The following is a 16,136-nucleotide window of genomic DNA, read 5'->3' as shown; positions in this document are numbered from 1 at the left end:
CGTCCCCGTCTTCCGCCTTATTGGCTCGCGAGCTGCGCCTGCGTGTAGAAGCCGTCTTTCACGACGATGTCGAGGTTGGCCTTGGTCAGCTTGGTCGGCTGCAACAGCACCGTATCGACCTTCTTCTTGCCGTTGTCGTATTGCGCATTGAAGCCCGGCTTCTCGCCCTTCGCAAGCGCCACCGACAGCTTCGCCGCTTCGCCCGCGATCAGCTTGAGCGGCTTGTAGACCGTCATCGTCTGCGTGCCGGCCGCCACGCGCTTGACGGCCGCGAGGTCGGCGTCCTGGCCCGAGATCGGTACCTTGCCCGCGAGGCCCTGCGCGGCGAGCGCCTGGATCGCGCCGCCGGCGGTGCCGTCGTTCGAGGCGACGACGGCGTCGATCTTGTTGTTGTTCGCGGTCAGCGCGTCTTCCATGATGCGCAGCGCCGTCGATGCGCTCCACTCCGGCACCCACTGCTGGCCGACCACCTTGATGTCGCCCTTGTCGATCGCCGGTTGCAGCACCTTCAGTTGTCCCTGGCGCAGCATCTTCGCGTTGTTGTCGGTCGGCGCGCCGCCAAGCAGGAAGTAGTTGCCCTTCGGCCGCACGTCATAAACACCCTGGGCCTGCATTTCGCCGACCTTCTCGTTGTCGAACGAGATATAGGCGTCGATGTCGGCATCGAGAATCAGGCGGTCATACGACACGACCTTGATGCCGGCCTTCTTCGCTTCGGCGACCACGTTGCCGAGCGTCTTCGAGTTGAACGGCACGATCACGATTACGTCGACACCACGCGAAATGAGGTTTTCGATCTGCGAGATCTGCCGCTCCTCGCTCGCGTCGGCCGACTGCACCGACACTTTCGCGCCGAGCTTTTCCGCCGCGGCGACGAAATAGTCGCGATCGCGCGACCAGCGCTCGACGCGCAGATCGTCGATACAGAAGCCGATTTCCGGATGATCCTTGCTCGCATGCGCGAGCGGTGCGGCAAGCGACAGGCTGGCGAGCACCGCTCCGCATAGGAGCGAACTCAGTACGTGACGACGCATTGCGAATTTCATTTCTGTCTCCTTGTTGTGATAACCGGAATACCGGATGGGTCGGCCTGCGCTGCGAGCCGCAGAACCGGATCAACGACAACCCACAGCTTCCTGTTTCGCGCGATCAGCGTGGCCGCGCGATCTTTGTGTAAGGCTTTTTCCGATGCTTCATAAAGTGCCGCTTGCCGCGCGTTCCGTTGCGCCGCTTACGTTCTTCAACGTCCGCTATAGATCGCCTGATTGACGATGTTTTCCATGCGTTCCTGCTGTCCGCTCGCGTGTTGCGGATTCAGATCGCGCGCCAGCGTATCCGTTGCGAGCGTCGCCAGCGAATGGTCGCCGGACAGGATCTTGCGGCCGAACTCCGTGTCCCAGCCGGCATAACGCTGGCGCTTGAACTGTTCGAGGAGATCGTTTTCGATCAGCACCGCCGCGCGTTCGAGGCCGAGCGCGAGGTTGTCGATCGCGCCGATATGGCCGTGAAACAGGTCTGCCGCATCGACGCTCTGCCGGCGCACCTTCGAGTCGAAGTTCATGCCGCCGGTCGTGAAGCCGCCGTGACGCAGAATCTCGTAGAACGCGAGCGTCAGTTCCTCGACGCTATTAGGGAATTGATCGGTATCCCAACCATTTTGCGGATCGCCGCGATTCGCATCGACGCTGCCGAAAATGCCGAGCGCAAACGCCGTCGCGATCTCGTGATGGAACGAGTGCCCCGCGAGCGTCGCGTGATTCGCCTCGATGTTCACGCGAATGTCCTTGTCGAGCCCGTATTGCAGCAGGAAGCCGTGTACGGTCGCGACGTCGTAGTCGTATTGATGTTTGGTCGGCTCCTGCGGCTTCGGCTCGATCAGCAGCGCGCCCTTGAAGCCGATCTTGTGCTTGTGATCGACCACCATGTGCAGGAAACGCGCAAGCTGCGCGCGTTCGCGCACGAGGTCGGTATTGAGCAGCGTGTCGTAGCCCTCGCGGCCGCCCCACAATACGTAGTTTTCGCCGCCGAGGCGCTGCGTCGCGTCGAGCGCGTGACGCACCTGGGTCGCGGCGAAGGCGAAGATTTCCGGATTCGGACTGGTTGCCGCGCCCCCCGCATAGCGCGGATGCGAGAACAGGTTCGCGGTGCCCCACAGCAGCCTGATGCCGGTGTCCTGCTGCTTGCGCGCGAGGTAGTCGGACACGCGCAGGAAGTTCTCGCTATAGTCCTTGACGCTCGTGCCTTCGGGCGCGACGTCGGTATCGTGGAACGTGTAGTACGGCGTGCCGAGCTTCGAGAAGAACTCGAATGCGGCATCGGCTTTCTGCAGGGCCCGCTCCATCGCGTCGCCGGGCTGCTGCCATGGACGATGGAACGTGCCCTGGCCGAAGATATCGACGCCGGGCCACACGAACGTATGCCAGTAGCATACGGCGATGCGCAGATGTTCTTCGAGCGTCTTGCCGAGCACTTTCCTGTTTCTGTCGTAGTGACGGTACGCAAGCGGATTATCCGCGTGCGGACCTTCATAACGGATCTCGGGAATGTGTTCGAAGTAAGGCATCTGCGTCTCCTTGTTGTGCCGCATCGCAACCCGCGCGACGGCGCCGCGCCGGTCGACAAAGTGACGCCATGCTGCCGCTTGCACGATATGTCGGCAATTGCGAAATTGCGCAGCACGCTTGATGTTTCTTACCGCCCGCGCGTTTGTTGATTACCGCGGCGCGATTCGGGGCCTAGAATAACCGGACGCTTAAAAAACGGGGCGGCCCGCCGGCGCCCGCTCGACTACACAGGAGACAAAGGCGCCGTGGCCATTCGAGCCCTACGCCGCTTACCGTCATGACCCGCCCGCAAGCCCCCCAGACGACCCATCGGATCGCGCTGCTGTTCAACGCGAACAAGGTCTACGACCGCGAGATCATCACCGGCATCGGCAACTACCTGCTGTCGACGCGGGTCGCGTGGGACCTGTTCCTCGAAGAAGACTTTCGCTGCCGGCTCGCGGGCATCGAGCGCTTCGACGGCGACGGCATCATCGCGGATTTCGACGACCCCGCCGTGTACGAAGCGCTGCGCGGCTGTCCGTTGCCGGTGGTCGCGGTGGGCTCCTCGTACGAAGACCCGGAGCAGTATCCCCCGGACTTACCCTATATCGCGACCGACAACAGCAAGCTCGTATCGCTCGCGTACACGCATCTGATCGGCGCCGGGCTCGAAAACTTCGCGCTCTACAGCCTGCCGCAGGCGCAGGAAAACCGCTGGGCGCAGCAGCGCGAACTCGCGTTCGCCCATTTGCGCAGCACGGACGGACACGGCACCGCGCAGATCGGCAGCGAGATCTATCGCGGCCTGTCGACAAGCGCGCCGTCATGGAACCAGGCGACCGAACAGCTCACGACGTGGCTGCGGCAATTGCCGAAGCCGGTCGGCATCATCGCCGTGACCGATGCGCGGGCGCGCCATCTGTTGCAGGCCTGCCTGATCGCGGGCATTCCGGTGCCCGAGGAAGTCGCGATCATCGGCATCGACAACGATCCTCTCACGCGTACGCTCACGCGCATTCCGCTTTCGTCGGTGATTCAGGGCACCGAGGAAATGGGCCGCACCGCCGCGCACATCCTGCATCAGATGCTGCACGGCGCGCGTTTTCCGGGGCGCCGCATCCTCGTGCCGCCGGTCGGCATCAACGTGCTCGAATCGACGCGGCATCAGCCACTCGCGAGCCCTTACGTGATGCGCGCGCGGCACTTCATTCGCCAGTACGCCTGCCAGGGCATCCGCACCGAACAGGTGGCCGACTATGTGGGCGTGTCGCGTTCGTCGCTCGAAGAGTACTTCCGGCGCGAACGGCAATGCACCGTGCACCAGGAAATCCTGCGCCACAAGCTCGACGTTGCGAAGTCGCTGCTCGCGAAACGCGACGCGTCGAGCGCGGAGGTCGCGATTCGCTGCGGCTTTACGTCGCTGCAATACATGTACGCGGTATTCCGGCGCGAACTCGGCTGCACGCCGCGCGAATACCAGGAGCGCGCGAGTTCGAAGCCGGAGCAAACGGCGGGCTGAGCGCTTTTTATTTTTTCTTTGCACCGACCACATGATCAGCATCGCACAACTTTCTTCCGAGCCGTGGGGCACGCTGCACGGCGGCGATCGCGTCCGGCTCTATACGCTGCGCAACGCGCACGGCATGAAGGTCGCCATCAGCGACCTCGGCGCGACGCTGATCTCCTGGCATGCGCCGGATCGCGCGGGACGTCTCGGCGATATTCTGCTCGGCCACGACACGCCCGCCGAATACGTCGCGGCAACGACCTATATGGGCGGACTGATCGGTCGCTGGGCCAACCGTATTGCCGGCGCGCGCTTTATGCTCGACGACATCGAGTACACGCTCGACCGCAATGAAGGCACGAACCTGCTGCACGGCGGCACGGTCGGTTTTCATCGCGCGCTGTGGGACGTGAGCGAGGACGACGGCGCGTTGCTGATGCGCCTCGAATCGCCCGAAGGCGACGCCGGGTTTCCGGGCAACGTGACCGTGCAGGTGCGCTATTCGCTCGACGACGACGGCACGCTGACGATCGAATACGAAGCGATCACCGACGCGGCGACGCCGCTCAATCTGACGAGTCATCCGTACTTCAATCTGACGGGGCGCGCGGGCACCGATATTCGAGGGCATGTACTGTCGATCGACGCCGAACGTTTTTTCGAAGTCGACGCGACGATGATTCCGTGCAAGCTCGCCGACGTCGCGGGCAATGCATTCGACTTCCGGCAGAGCGCGCCGCTCGGCGCGCGGCTCGACTGGCCGCATGCGCAACTTGCGCGAGCGGGCGGCTTCGATCATTGCTATGTGCTGCGCGATGAGGACGAAAGCGGCGCGAATGGCGCGAATGGCGTGCACGGCTCGAATGAAAGCACGCCGCCGCGAGTGCGCGAGGTTGCATGCGCATACGATCCGGGCAGCGGACGCGAGCTGACCGTATCGACCGATCAGCCCGGCTTGCAGTTCTATACCGGCAATGCACTGAACGGCAACGGCGGCCGCGGCGGAGTGCGTTATCAACGGCATGCGGGTTTGTGCCTCGAAGCCTGCGGCTTTCCGAACCAGGTCAATATGACCGGACAGGATCAGGCGATCGTGCGGCCCGGTGACACTTACCGGCAAATCACCGCTTATCGTGTCGACGTGCGCAAGGGCGCTTGAGCGAATGTCCCGCTAATTTCCGCGTTTCTCTTACGAACGGCACCACGCCCCCATTACAACGCGCCGACTTGTTGTTTGCGTCAATACTGAATTAACGACCTGGTGGTTTCCCCAAGGCGGCCCACTTTCTAGACTCCGTCAATGGGTGCCGGGATTGTCGCGGTACCGATAGACAATGTCGGAGGGAAAACATCATGAAATCGCTGATTCAGGCCGCCGTATTCGCGGCCGTCATCGCCGCGCCGCTCGCGGCGTTCGCGCAATCCGAGCAGCCGGTCACGCGCGCGGAAGTGAAGGCGCAATTGCAGCAGCTCGAACAGGTGGGCTACAACCCGGCCGAATCGACGGACGCCAGCTATCCGGCCGATATTCAGGCAGCCGAAGCACGCGTCGCCACGCAGAACGCCATGGCCCAGGGCGACACCACCGGCTATGGAACGCCGGCGACGGGAACGTCGCAATCGGGCGGGCAGCATCCGATGGTGACGAATCCCGCGGATCAGTAAGGCGTACTGCACACCGTATCGCAATCGCGCGGGCAGGCGTTTTCGACAGGACGCTTGAGAGTCGCTTGAGTGTCTTTTGACACGCGTCGCGCTTTTGCGGCATGCGTATCTCGCGCGGCGTATACGGCTTTACAGTCTCCATGCCATATGAAGCGAGCCATGCCTTTCCAGGGCATGGCTCGCTTTCTTGCATTGACGCGGAGCACTTCGCGAAGCGGGACCAGCAGGCATCGATCCATGCGAATATCGTCGATCCGATCTGTCGAGTGCGCAGTACATGTTGATGCATTTCATCAATGCATACATTCGATAAGAAAATAGACTCAACCTGTGTTGAATCCCGCTGTATCGAATCCCGCTGTGTCCAATCCCGATTTGCACGATCCACGAGCCTCGGCTCCTTCGCTGCAGCTCCCTCATTTCCTGGAGACATGCCATGCCCCGCACCGCCGCTGAGAAACGCGCCGCTTTCCGCGCCCTGCATACGTCCGGCTGTTTCGTGCTGCCCAATCCCTGGGATGCGGGCAGTGCGCGCTATCTGCAAACGCTCGGCTTCAAGGCGCTGGCCACGACGAGCTCGGGTTTCGCATGGTCCACCGGCCACGCCGACAACACGCTCCCGCGCGCAGCGGTCCTCGCGCATCTGCGCACGATCGTCGAGGCGACCGATCTGCCGGTCAACGCCGACTTCGAAAATGGCTTCGGCCGCGACCCGCAGGAAGTCGCCGAAAGCGTGAAGCTCGCGGTCGCAACCGGCGTAGCGGGCCTGTCTATCGAGGATTCGACTGGCGACGCAGCCGCGCCGCTCTTCCCCGTCGACGTCGCCGTGCAGCGCATCAGCGCGGCACGACGCGCGATCGACGAAACCGGCGGCGACACGTTGCTGATCGGCCGCGCGGAAAACTTCTTCGCCGGCCAGGCCGATCTCGACGACGCGCTTACGCGCCTGAAGGCCTACGCGGCGGCAGGCGCCGACTGTCTGTACGCACCCGGCATCCAGACGCGCGAGCAGATCGAGGCGGTGGTCGCGGCCGTGGCGCCGAAGCCCGTCAATCTGCTGATCGGCTCGACGTCGACGCTTACCGTGCAGGACGTCGCGGCGCTCGGCGTGCGGCGCATCAGCGTCGGCGGCGGGCTCGCGCGCGCGGCATGGGGCGGCTTCATGCAGTCGGCCCGGGCGCTCGCCGAAGGACGCTTCGAGTTCACGGGCGCGGCGCCCGGCTCGCAGCTCAACGAGTTGTTCAATCGCGGCGTGTGAGTTGCGAGTTGCGATGCGCGTGTTGCGGCACAAACTCGCTCGGGCAGATGAAGCTGTGCCTCGCGACGGCCAACGTTTCCGATGAGAAAAGCGCACCCGCGCCTTGCGCCTCTCCCATGCAGGCTCCCCCTTTCGCCGCGCCGTTCATGCCCGGCGAATCAGGCCGCCGCATCGAATGTTATGATCGGAAACCCCATTCGCCACGATCAAGCGCGGACCCGAACGAGCCGCAAGCCTCATGGACACCCACCTCACCAAACCCGCCGACCCGTCCACCACCGACCTCGGCCGGCGCGTGCGCGCCGCCCGCCAGGCGCAGGACCTGACGCTCGAAACCGCGAGCCGCCTGTGCGGCGTATCGCGCTCGACGCTGTCCAAAGTCGAAAACGGCCTGATGTCCCCCACTTTCGACGTGCTGCAAAAAATCGTCCTGGGCCTGAAGATCGAAATCGGCGAACTGTTCGGCTCCACGCCGAAAGTGAGCGCAAGCGGCCGGCGCGCGCTGACCCGTAAGAACGAAGGCCAGCGCCACGCGTATCGCGGCTACCAGATGGAGTTACTCGCTACCGATCTCGCGCACAAAGCGATGCTGCCGTTTCGCATCCGCATTTCCGCACATACGCTCGATGCCTTCGACGACTGGGGCCGTCACGAAGGCGAGGAATTCCTGTACGTCATTAGCGGCAGCGTGTGCCTCTATTCGGAGTTGTATGCGCCGACGCATCTGAATGCGGGCGATAGCCTCTACTTCGACAGCCGCACGGGCCATGCGGCGGTGTCCACGAGCGAGGAAGACGCGGAAGTGTTGTGGATGGCGACGAACGCGGACCTGCCGCAAACGCCGCCGGTGACCGTCGAGTCGATGAAGAAATAACGCGCGCTGGGCGCGCCCTGAGCCCCGAGCCCGAGGCGGCGTTCGCGCGGCGCGCGATTCAACGCCCGCGCGCGCATGAACGCATAAAAACTAGCTGCCCTCGCGCGCCTGCGCCAGCACCGCGAGGTTGCCCTCGCCGAAACCATGATGCCCCTTGCGCTGCACGATCTCGAAGAAGATCTCGCCAGCACCGCGGCGCACGAAGGTCTGGAAAAACAGCAGCGGCACACCGTCCGCGCCGATCTCGCCATCGACGAGCACATGCGTGCGGCGCAACCGTTCGACGTCGAGCCCGTGCCCCGGCAAACGCGCATCGAGCCCTTCGTAGTAACGCGGCGGCGGCTCGACGAATTCGACGCCGTTCGCGAGCAGGCGCTCGACGCACGCGAGGATGTCGTCGGTGGCAAGCGCGATGTGCTGCACGCCCTCGCCCGGATGATCGGGCAGATAGTCGTGCATCAGGTTGGTCCGGCGCGTGCCTTCTTCATAGAGCGGCACGCGGATCGCGCCGCACGGCGACACCATCACGCGCGATTCCGCCGATACGTGCCAGTTCGCATGCAGTTCGTGAATCTCGCGGAAGTTGAGCAGATCGCGATAGAAGTCGATCCATTCCTGCATGCGGCCTTCGCCGACCGTCTGCGTCAGATGATCGACCGCAACGAGCCCGCTGCCCGCGTGATTGAGATCGGCCTGCGCCGTGTCGATTTCGATCGGCCGGAAATCGATGTCGAAGATCGAGATATCGCCGAGGCCGCCGCGCTGACCGCCACGCCCGCGCCAACGGTCGACGAAATAGATATGCGAATCGCCGATGCCCTGGATCGCCGGAATCAGCAGCTCGCCCACGCCGAGGCGCTCGCCTTCGAACTCCCACGCGCCGAGTTCGACTGCGCGTTCGAACGCGCGCTGCGCATTGGCCACGCGAATCCCGATTGCGCAGATGCCGACGCCGTACTCTTCGGCATAACGCGCGGCAAACGAGTCGGGTTCGGCGTTGATGAGGAAATTCATCTCGCCCTGCCGGTACAGCGTGACGGCCTTGCTGATATGGCGCGCGATCGCCTTGAAGCCGAGCCGCGTGAAAACCTCGCCGAGCGCGTGCGGATCGCGCGCGGCAAACTCCACGAATTCGAGGCCGGCCGTGCCGAGCGGATTGTGCTCAGACGCCAACACGGCGCGCTGCGCGGCCTCTGGAGTGGGCAAGTCGCTGGGCATGACAATCTCCTTGTACGGTCTTTCGACGCGGCAGCCGGTCGGTCGGAATTCGACGCAACCGTGCCGGCTGTTCGCGATGGGGTGCGCCATGCATGATGCGCGCGTGGCATGCCGCAACCCGGACGGATCGCGGCGGCTGTTGCACCGTGTTTTTACACCGGGTCGCGGGGCGTTCGCAACCTTCGTTTTGTACCGGATGGTTCATCCTGGTTCGTCCTGTGGTTCATCCTGGCTCGCCCTTCAGGGCGCCGACGCTTGCACCCGCCGCAGTGCGCCAACCCTGCGCGCCAACTGGCCGGTCATTGGGGCGCCTCGTCCGCATCGCCCGGCCCGCTGCTTCGGCGAGACTTGCGCGCGCGCCTGCTCCGCGCCTTGTCCGCGCCGTGGCTCCCGTTTCTGGCCGCCTCCTTGCCCGCGGCCTTGCCTGAAATCGCCGTCATCCTCTCCCGCGCGAACTCGCGCACCGCCTCGATAAACGCGCGCCCCACGGCCGACGGCTGCGTATCCGAGCGGCGGATCAGCCCGACCGGCTCGCTGGTGCCCGTGAACGGCAGCGGCAAGCGCACCAGCATGCCTTGCGCCAGCTCGTATTCCACCGCGCTCAGCGGCACGAACCACACCGCGCCGTTTTCGAGCGCCAATGCCCGCCCCGTCGAGACCGACAGCACCTCGACGAACGCCGACAACGGCGGCACGCCCCACGCACTGAGCAGGCTCTCCGCCGACTGGCGGATCAAGGTGCCGAACGGCGGCAGCACGACCGGAAACTCTTCCAGCGACGCCGCCTGCAAGCCGGGCCCCTGAGCGAGCGGATGCCTGGCGCGCACCACCGCGATCAGCGGCTCGGTGAACAGTTGCTCGAAGCTCAGGCCGACCATCCGTTCCGGGTCCGCGAGACGGCCGATCGCGAATTCGATCGAGCCCGCTTTCAGGCGTTCGAGCAGCTCCGGGTTCGCGCCGGTCGCGAGACGCACGATCACGCGCGGCCACTGCGCCGCGAACCGCCGCAGCACGGGCGGCACGAGCACCGCGGCCACGGTCGGCAGCACGCCGACTTCGAGCGTGGCGGCGGCCGCGCCTTCCGCGCGCGCGAGCAGGTCGACGCCCTGGCGCAGCGCGCTCACGCAGGCGCTCGCGTGCGGCATGAAGAGTTGTCCCTCGCGGGTCGGCACCGCGCCGTGGCGGCCGCGCTCGAACAGCTTCACGCCGAGAATCGCCTCCAGCTCGGCGACCGTCTTCGACACGGCCGGCTGCGTGATGGACAGACTGTCCGCCGCCCGCTGGACGCTGCCGAACTGCGCGACGGCCAGAAAGCACTGGAGATGACGGAATTTGACGCGGCTATCCGCGAGGCTTCGTTGCATAACGTGAGGTTATACGAAACGGGTGAAAACGTCATTTTGCATAACCGCCGGCTTTGGATAAAGTTCCTGTCACAACGTCGCCCCCCACGATTCCTCCCACGGAGACACTTCATGGAAGATTCTTCCCTCACCCCGCGCGAGTTCGCGTCCCATCCCGCTTACGTCTATCCCCAGTACGGTTCGTCGGTCAAACGCGGCCCCACCCGCCCGCTGATCCCGCTGAAGGAAAAGCTGCGCGACCAGCGCGTGCCGGTCTACGGCACCGAGGACCTCGGCGCGCTCGACCACGATCTGACGCGCAACGCGGTGCGCAACGGCGAGCCGCTCGGCGAGCGCATCATCGTGACGGGTCGCGTGCTCGACGAAGGCGGCCGCCCGGTGCGCAACACGCTCGTCGAAGTGTGGCAGGCGAACGCGGCCGGCCGCTACGTGCACAAGGCCGACCAGCACGACGCGCCGCTCGACCCGAACTTCCTCGGCGCGGGCCGCTGCCTCACCGACAACGAAGGCCGCTACCGCTTCCTGAGCATCAAGCCGGGCGCGTATCCGTGGGGCAATCACCCGAACGCCTGGCGTCCGCAGCACATCCACTTCTCGCTGTTCGGCGACCACTTCGGCTCGCGTCTCGTCACGCAGATGTACTTCCCCGGCGACCCGCTGCTCGCGTTCGACCCGATCTACCAGGGCACACCGGAACATGCCCGTGAGCGCATGATCGCGAAGTTCTCGCTCGACACCACCCAAGAGGCTTATGCGCTCGGCTACGATTTCGACATCGTGCTGCGCGGCCCGAACGAAACCCCGATGGAGCGCTAAGCCATGACGACCCTCAAGCAAACGCCTTCGCAAACCGTTGGCCCGTACTTCGCCTACGGTCTTTGCCCGCAGCAATACGACTTCGACTACAAGAGCCTGTTCACGCACGTCCTCGCCGACATGGAAGCGGCCGGCGAGCACATCACGATCGTCGGCCAGGTGTTCGACGGCGACGGCAACGCGGTCGGCGACGCGATGGTCGAGATGTCGCAGGTCGATTCGAACGGCCACTATCCGGAATCGCGCGAGGAAATCCTGAAGACCGGTTTTCACGGCTTTGCGCGCGTCGGCACGGGCACGGACCCGCACAAGCGCTTTATCGTCGAGACGGTGAAGCCGGGCCGCGCGAACCCCACCGAAGCGCCGCACATCAACGTGATCCTGACGATGCGCGGCATGCTGCTGCACACGTTCACGCGCATCTACTTCGAAGACGAAGCCGAGGCAAACGGCCAGGACGCCGTGCTGGCGTCGGTGCCGGCCGAGCGCCGCAACACGCTGATCGCGCGTCGCGAGCCGGGTGCAGCGAACGTCTACCGCTTCGACATCCGCATGCAGGGCGATAAGGAAACCGTGTTTTTTGATCTGTGAAGCGGTTTTTTCACACTTTCATATCGCTTTCAATTACACTCGACGTGATCCGTCAAGCGACTGGATCGTGAAACTCCGAGTAGTAAGAGTTGAGCCCGCCTTTAAGCGGGCTTTTTTTTGGCTTTCGCTTTTTTGCCGCGATGCCGGGTGGCGCGCTCAGCAACGGAAATGTTCGATGCTTTGTCCCGCGTAAATCGCGCGCGCGAGCCAGGCGGGTTTATCGCCGCGACCATCCCACGTATTGCCGAACGCGTCGCGGTACTTCACCGCGCTGGCGGCTTTCTCGTCGGCTTCGAGCGATTCGGCCAGCGCTTCGAGTGTGATGTCGTAGTCGTCCATGCGTCGGCGAATCCACGCGACCATGCGCTCGCGCACATTCTCATCGTGTTCGAACAGTCGTTGTTGCCGTTCTTGCTCTTTCATAGCGTATTGGTATCGCAGCAGCCTGCTGGCGTTAGACAACCGGGAATTTCGCAAAACAACGCGAAGCCCGTGTTCGATTCAGAGGAAGCAAGGCAATTCGCGGGGTAATCCACTCAGTAATCCGAATGCACAGCCTTTTCAAGGATGCGTGAAAACCCGCATCTGCCAGCCATGCCTGTTTGATTGCCGATGGAAGCGCCTGAACCGGAACACGGAGATCGGACGCATTCGCCGCCGGGCGGTTCGAATTACACCTTTGAATTGCGTCCCCGAACTACGCCCCGGCCTCGCCTCACGGGTTCGAGGGAGCGGCGGCGTATGGAAGGCCATTCTAGCATTGGGCTTATTTCGCCCGTAGCAAAGGACTCTTGCCTTTGCCGCCGATTGTTCGGCTGATGTCTCTATGTCCCCTTATGTCCCTTTCAGCGGGCATGACTTCAGCCGCGTTCCCGCCAGACAATGCGATACTCCACACCCCGGCCCTCACAAGCCGCCCCGCTCGGCCCGTCACGCCAGCGCTTCGAGCGACGGGACCACCTCAAAGGAGACACGACCATGCCCGCTTCGACCGCCGTCCTCACGATTCTCGCCGCGCTGCTGCTGGGCGCGATGAGTCCCGGGCCGAGCTTCGTCATCGTCGCGCGCAATGCGATCGGCCTGTCGCGCGGCGACGGTCTGGCGACGGCGCTCGGCATGGGCATCGGTGGCGTGTTCTTCAGCGGCATCGCGCTGCTCGGCCTCTATACACTGCTCGCGACGGTCGCATGGCTGTACGTCGGCCTGAAGATCGCCGGGGGCGTCTACCTCGTCTACCTCGCCTCGAAAATCTGGCGCGGCGCCGCGAAGCCGCTCGCCTTCGACGCCACGCAAAGCGGCGCCGGCAATCCGCGCAAATCGTTCTGGATCGGCCTTAGCACGCAGCTCAGCAATCCGAAAACAGCCGTCTACTACGGCAGTATCTTCGCCGCGCTGCTGCCGCAGCATCCGCCGGTGTGGTGCTACTTCGCGCTGCCGCCCGCGATCTTCGCGATCGAGGCCGGCTGGTACACGATCGTCGCGCTGTGCTTTTCGAGCAAGCGTCCGCGCGAAATCTATCTGCGCTGGAAGGCGTGGATCGACCGCATCGCCGCGAGCGCGGTCACGGCACTCGGGTTGCGCCTGATTCTGAACGCGCACAAGGTGGGAATCTGAGCGATGCATGGGCGCGCGCCGTTCGTAGCGCGCGCCCCGCGCGTCAGCCCTTGCCTTCCGCCTTGATGCGCGCCCGCAGTTCGAACTTCTGGATTTTCCCCGTCGACGTCTTCGGCAATTCCCCGAAACGCACCGCCTTCGGCAATTTGTAGCCGGCCAGAAACAGCCGGCAGTGCGCGATGATGTCTTCCTCGGTCGCCTGCGCGCCTTCCTTCAGTTCGATGAACGCGCACGGCACTTCGCCCCACTTCGGATCGGCCATCGCGACCACCGCCGCGACCGATACCGCCGGATGGCGATACAGCGTGTCCTCGACCTCGATGCTCGAAATATTCTCGCCGCCCGAGATGATGATGTCCTTGCTGCGGTCGCGAATGCGGATATAGCCGTCGGGCGTGCGTACGCCAAGATCGCCGGTATGGAACCAGCCGCCGCGAAACGCCGCTTCGGTCGCGCGTTCGTTCTTCAGATAGCCCTTCATGCAGATGTTGCCGCGAAACATGATCTCGCCGAGCGTTTCGCCGTCGTCCGGCACCGCTTCGAGCGTGTCCGGGTCGAGCACCGCGACGGCCGCCTGCAGGTGATAACGCACGCCCTGGCGCGCGGTCAGATCGGCGCGCGTGTTTTCGTCGAGCGCATCCCACGCGTCCTGCTTCGCGCAGACGGCCGCCGGCCCATAGGTTTCGGTGAGGCCGTACACGTGCGTCAGATCGAAGCCGATCTCCCTCATCTTCGCGATCACCGCGGGCGGCGGTGCCGCGCCCGCGACCATCGTCGAGACGCGATGCTCGATACCCTCGCGCCACTCGGCCGGCGCATTGGCGAGCGCGTTCTGCACGATCGGCGCGCCGCAGTAATGCGTGATGCGCTCGCGGCGAATCAGTTCGAACACGGTCTTCGCATCGAACTTGCGCAGGCAGACGTTGACGCCCGCGCGCGCGGCGACGGTCCACGGAAAGCACCAGCCGTTGCAGTGAAACAGCGGCAGCGTCCATAGATAGACCGCGTGCTTCGGCATGTCCCATTCGAGGATATTGCTGAGCGCATTCAGATACGCGCCGCGATGGTGATAGACCACGCCCTTCGGATCGCCGGTCGTGCCCGACGTGTAGTTGAGCGCAATCGCATCCCATTCGTCGGCGGGCCGGGCCCACTCGAAGGCCGAGTCGCCCGCTTGCAGGAACGCTTCGTAGTCGGTCGCGCGGATAAACTGCGCGGCGTCGGCGGGCTGCGCGTCGGCCACGCTGATCACGCGCAGCCCGGGAAATTCGAGCGCGGCGCGATGCGCGAGCTCGCCGTATTCGGTATCGACGATCAGCACCTTCGCCTCGCCGTGGCGCAGCATGAACAGCAGCGAGGCGACGTCGAGCCGCGTATTGAGCGTGTTGAGCACGGCGCCCGCCATCGGCACGCCGAAGTGCGCCTCGATCATCGGCGGAATGTTGGGCAGCAGCGCGGCGACCGTATCGCCACGGCCAATGCCGGCCTCGCGCAGCGCGCTCGCGAGCCGCCGCGCGCGTTCGTAGGTCTCGCTCCAGCTGCGGCGAATCTCCCCGTGGACGATCGCGAGCCGCTCGCCATACACCTGCGCGGCGCGCGCGAGGAAGTCGATTGGCGTGAGCGGGACATAATTGGCCTCGCGCTGCTCGAGACCGTCGTCGAACCTGTGCTTCGTCATTGCATCGTCTCCTGAGGCGCGAGCCGCGCCGCCGATTGTTCTGGTTGATGAGCTGGCTTCGCTATTGTCGGCGTGAACTGCCCGTCATTCAAATAGCAGCGTAGCGTGCTCGAACCGGCCCGGCCAGTACGGCTTCCAGGCCGTTTGCTGCCGATCAATGGCGCTCCGCCCACCGACTTTGCGCGACGACCACTCGAAGAAACCCCAGCATGACTTCACACGCCCGCCATTGCATTGTGCGGGAATTGAAAAAGCCGTCGCCGGAATAATCCGGCGACGGCTTTTTCACGAGTCTATATCGAGACGCCGCGCGACACGTCCGCGCAGCGCAAACGAACGCGCTAATCCAGGCGCACACCGCCGCGACGTGTCGCGCGCCGTTCGAGAACGGCATCCGTCTTGAACAGCGCGAACATGATCGCGGTCAGCACACCGGATTTTTTCCAGCGCAAATAATAGCGATGCGCGGTCTGATACGGCACATGATGCTCGGGCATCGCGCTCCACGGCGCGCGCGTGTGCAACACCCACATCACGCTATCCAGCACGCGGCGCAGATCGATCGGCGGACGTCCGCGACGTGGCCCCTCGTTCAGCGATTCAGGCAGCAGCGGCTCGACCCGCAGCCATTGCTCGTCGGTTAACTCCTGAACGGCGGGCCAGGCCGTCAGCGGTTCGGAAGAAGGAATATTCATGCATAAAAGCGCGGCGCGCTCGCGCACAACGTGTATGCGAGCGTCTCTGCGAAACAATATCTATAGCGAATATTTTTGAGACTACTCGAACCGAGCCTGGGCAAAGGTCAATTCTTGTTAATCGCGCGAGTGCAATTGTCAAAAAACACAATAAGTTATTGCACCGCCGCATGAAGGGTGCAATGCGAGTCGTGGTCTATCATCGGCGCGCCCGGCGCCGCGGCCCGCCCGCGAGCGCCGTGTCCAAACGAAAAAATCCACCCATCCACACGCAGGAAAACCAGTGAGACATCTCTGCTTTCTCAAGACC

At 64.1% G+C, this 16,136-nt stretch carries 15 protein-coding genes; 8 read left to right on the top strand and 7 right to left on the bottom strand.

Going from position 1 to position 16,136, the window contains the following annotated elements; translation table 11 throughout:
- Positions 1-17: 17 nt before the first annotated feature.
- Both xylF and xylA read right to left on the bottom strand, forming a co-directional pair.
- The gene (xylF, locus tag F3J20_RS25375; RefSeq protein ID WP_167050149.1) at positions 18-1,046 is read right to left on the bottom strand and encodes a D-xylose ABC transporter substrate-binding protein; all 1,029 of its coding nucleotides are present in this window, start codon (positions 1,044-1,046) and stop codon (positions 18-20) included.
- Between the two features lie 194 nt (positions 1,047-1,240).
- Positions 1,241-2,563: a xylose isomerase gene (gene xylA / locus F3J20_RS25370; protein WP_167284917.1), complete on the bottom strand. Its 1,323-nt coding sequence runs from the start codon at positions 2,561-2,563 to the stop codon at positions 1,241-1,243.
- Positions 2,564-2,841: 278 nt separating this feature from the next.
- Here xylA and F3J20_RS25365 point away from each other — a divergent pair, with 278 nt between their 5' ends.
- The 5 genes from F3J20_RS25365 (at position 2,842) to F3J20_RS25345 (ending at position 7,850) form a co-directional block, all read left to right on the top strand.
- On the top strand, positions 2,842-4,065 hold the full coding sequence (locus F3J20_RS25365; protein WP_167050145.1) for a DNA-binding transcriptional regulator: 1,224 nt from the start codon (positions 2,842-2,844) through the stop codon (positions 4,063-4,065).
- A gap of 31 nt (positions 4,066-4,096) precedes the next feature.
- Positions 4,097-5,212: an aldose epimerase family protein gene (locus tag F3J20_RS25360; protein ID WP_167284915.1), complete on the top strand. Its 1,116-nt coding sequence runs from the start codon at positions 4,097-4,099 to the stop codon at positions 5,210-5,212.
- A 194-nt stretch (positions 5,213-5,406) separates the two neighbouring features.
- Positions 5,407-5,718 carry a DUF4148 domain-containing protein gene (locus F3J20_RS25355; RefSeq protein WP_167050141.1) on the top strand — a complete coding sequence of 104 codons (312 nt, stop codon included), beginning with the start codon at positions 5,407-5,409 and terminating at the stop codon, positions 5,716-5,718.
- A 436-nt stretch (positions 5,719-6,154) separates the two neighbouring features.
- Positions 6,155-6,976, top strand: coding sequence for an isocitrate lyase/phosphoenolpyruvate mutase family protein (locus tag F3J20_RS25350; RefSeq protein WP_167284914.1), 822 nt, complete (start codon positions 6,155-6,157; stop codon positions 6,974-6,976).
- A 238-nt stretch (positions 6,977-7,214) separates the two neighbouring features.
- Positions 7,215-7,850, top strand: coding sequence for an XRE family transcriptional regulator (locus tag F3J20_RS25345; protein WP_167050137.1), 636 nt, complete (start codon positions 7,215-7,217; stop codon positions 7,848-7,850).
- Positions 7,851-7,940: 90 nt separating this feature from the next.
- On the opposite strand, the gene F3J20_RS25340 is transcribed toward F3J20_RS25345, so the two are convergent.
- On the bottom strand, positions 7,941-9,068 hold the full coding sequence (locus F3J20_RS25340) for a VOC family protein (protein ID WP_167050135.1): 1,128 nt from the start codon (positions 9,066-9,068) through the stop codon (positions 7,941-7,943).
- 299 nt (positions 9,069-9,367) lie between these two features.
- A complete protein-coding gene (gene pcaQ, locus F3J20_RS25335; protein WP_240162899.1) occupies positions 9,368-10,432 on the bottom strand; it encodes a pca operon transcription factor PcaQ in 1,065 nt (354 codons plus the stop codon).
- Positions 10,433-10,543: 111 nt separating this feature from the next.
- Between pcaQ and pcaH the strand changes: the two genes are divergently transcribed.
- On the top strand, positions 10,544-11,248 hold the full coding sequence (pcaH, locus tag F3J20_RS25330) for a protocatechuate 3,4-dioxygenase subunit beta (RefSeq protein ID WP_167284912.1): 705 nt from the start codon (positions 10,544-10,546) through the stop codon (positions 11,246-11,248).
- A 3-nt stretch (positions 11,249-11,251) separates the two neighbouring features.
- Positions 11,252-11,839 carry a protocatechuate 3,4-dioxygenase subunit alpha gene (gene pcaG / locus F3J20_RS25325; RefSeq protein ID WP_167050131.1) on the top strand — a complete coding sequence of 196 codons (588 nt, stop codon included), beginning with the start codon at positions 11,252-11,254 and terminating at the stop codon, positions 11,837-11,839.
- 156 nt (positions 11,840-11,995) lie between these two features.
- Here pcaG and F3J20_RS25320 read toward each other — a convergent pair whose 3' ends face one another.
- Positions 11,996-12,262, bottom strand: a complete 267-nt coding sequence (locus F3J20_RS25320; RefSeq protein ID WP_167050129.1) for an H-NS family nucleoid-associated regulatory protein — start codon at positions 12,260-12,262, stop codon at positions 11,996-11,998.
- Positions 12,263-12,817: 555 nt separating this feature from the next.
- On the opposite strand from F3J20_RS25320, the gene F3J20_RS25315 reads away from it, so the two are divergent.
- Positions 12,818-13,453, top strand: coding sequence for a LysE family transporter (locus F3J20_RS25315; RefSeq protein WP_167284911.1), 636 nt, complete (start codon positions 12,818-12,820; stop codon positions 13,451-13,453).
- A 43-nt stretch (positions 13,454-13,496) separates the two neighbouring features.
- Here F3J20_RS25315 and F3J20_RS25310 read toward each other — a convergent pair whose 3' ends face one another.
- Positions 13,497-15,131, bottom strand: a complete 1,635-nt coding sequence (locus F3J20_RS25310; protein WP_167284909.1) for an acyl-CoA synthetase — start codon at positions 15,129-15,131, stop codon at positions 13,497-13,499.
- Positions 15,132-15,472: 341 nt separating this feature from the next.
- Complete coding sequence (locus F3J20_RS25305) at positions 15,473-15,853, bottom strand: transposase (RefSeq protein ID WP_167284907.1); 381 nt, start codon at positions 15,851-15,853, stop codon at positions 15,473-15,475.
- Positions 15,854-16,136: the final 283 nt, after the last annotated feature.

It is taken from the genome of Paraburkholderia sp. Cy-641 (assembly GCF_011752945.1).
In the GTDB taxonomy this organism is placed as follows: domain Bacteria; phylum Pseudomonadota; class Gammaproteobacteria; order Burkholderiales; family Burkholderiaceae; genus Paraburkholderia.
This window is presented reverse-complemented; position numbering and strand designations above follow the sequence as displayed.

What these genes read in the sequence shown, in the direction of transcription:
- xylA (WP_167284917.1), bottom strand. Translation starts at nt 2,563, where the DNA reads ATGCCTTACTTCGAACACATTCCCGAGATCCGTTATGAAGGTCCGCAC.
- F3J20_RS25350 (WP_167284914.1), top strand. Translation starts at nt 6,155, where the DNA reads ATGCCCCGCACCGCCGCTGAGAAACGCGCCGCTTTCCGCGCCCTGCAT.
- xylF (WP_167050149.1), bottom strand. Translation starts at nt 1,046, where the DNA reads ATGAAATTCGCAATGCGTCGTCACGTACTGAGTTCGCTCCTATGCGGA.
- F3J20_RS25355 (WP_167050141.1), top strand. Translation starts at nt 5,407, where the DNA reads ATGAAATCGCTGATTCAGGCCGCCGTATTCGCGGCCGTCATCGCCGCG.
- F3J20_RS25315 (WP_167284911.1), top strand. Translation starts at nt 12,818, where the DNA reads ATGCCCGCTTCGACCGCCGTCCTCACGATTCTCGCCGCGCTGCTGCTG.
- F3J20_RS25345 (WP_167050137.1), top strand. Translation starts at nt 7,215, where the DNA reads ATGGACACCCACCTCACCAAACCCGCCGACCCGTCCACCACCGACCTC.
- pcaG (WP_167050131.1), top strand. Translation starts at nt 11,252, where the DNA reads ATGACGACCCTCAAGCAAACGCCTTCGCAAACCGTTGGCCCGTACTTC.
- F3J20_RS25340 (WP_167050135.1), bottom strand. Translation starts at nt 9,068, where the DNA reads ATGCCCAGCGACTTGCCCACTCCAGAGGCCGCGCAGCGCGCCGTGTTG.
- pcaH (WP_167284912.1), top strand. Translation starts at nt 10,544, where the DNA reads ATGGAAGATTCTTCCCTCACCCCGCGCGAGTTCGCGTCCCATCCCGCT.
- F3J20_RS25310 (WP_167284909.1), bottom strand. Translation starts at nt 15,131, where the DNA reads ATGACGAAGCACAGGTTCGACGACGGTCTCGAGCAGCGCGAGGCCAAT.
- F3J20_RS25320 (WP_167050129.1), bottom strand. Translation starts at nt 12,262, where the DNA reads ATGAAAGAGCAAGAACGGCAACAACGACTGTTCGAACACGATGAGAAT.
- pcaQ (WP_240162899.1), bottom strand. Translation starts at nt 10,432, where the DNA reads ATGCAACGAAGCCTCGCGGATAGCCGCGTCAAATTCCGTCATCTCCAG.
- F3J20_RS25360 (WP_167284915.1), top strand. Translation starts at nt 4,097, where the DNA reads ATGATCAGCATCGCACAACTTTCTTCCGAGCCGTGGGGCACGCTGCAC.
- F3J20_RS25365 (WP_167050145.1), top strand. Translation starts at nt 2,842, where the DNA reads ATGACCCGCCCGCAAGCCCCCCAGACGACCCATCGGATCGCGCTGCTG.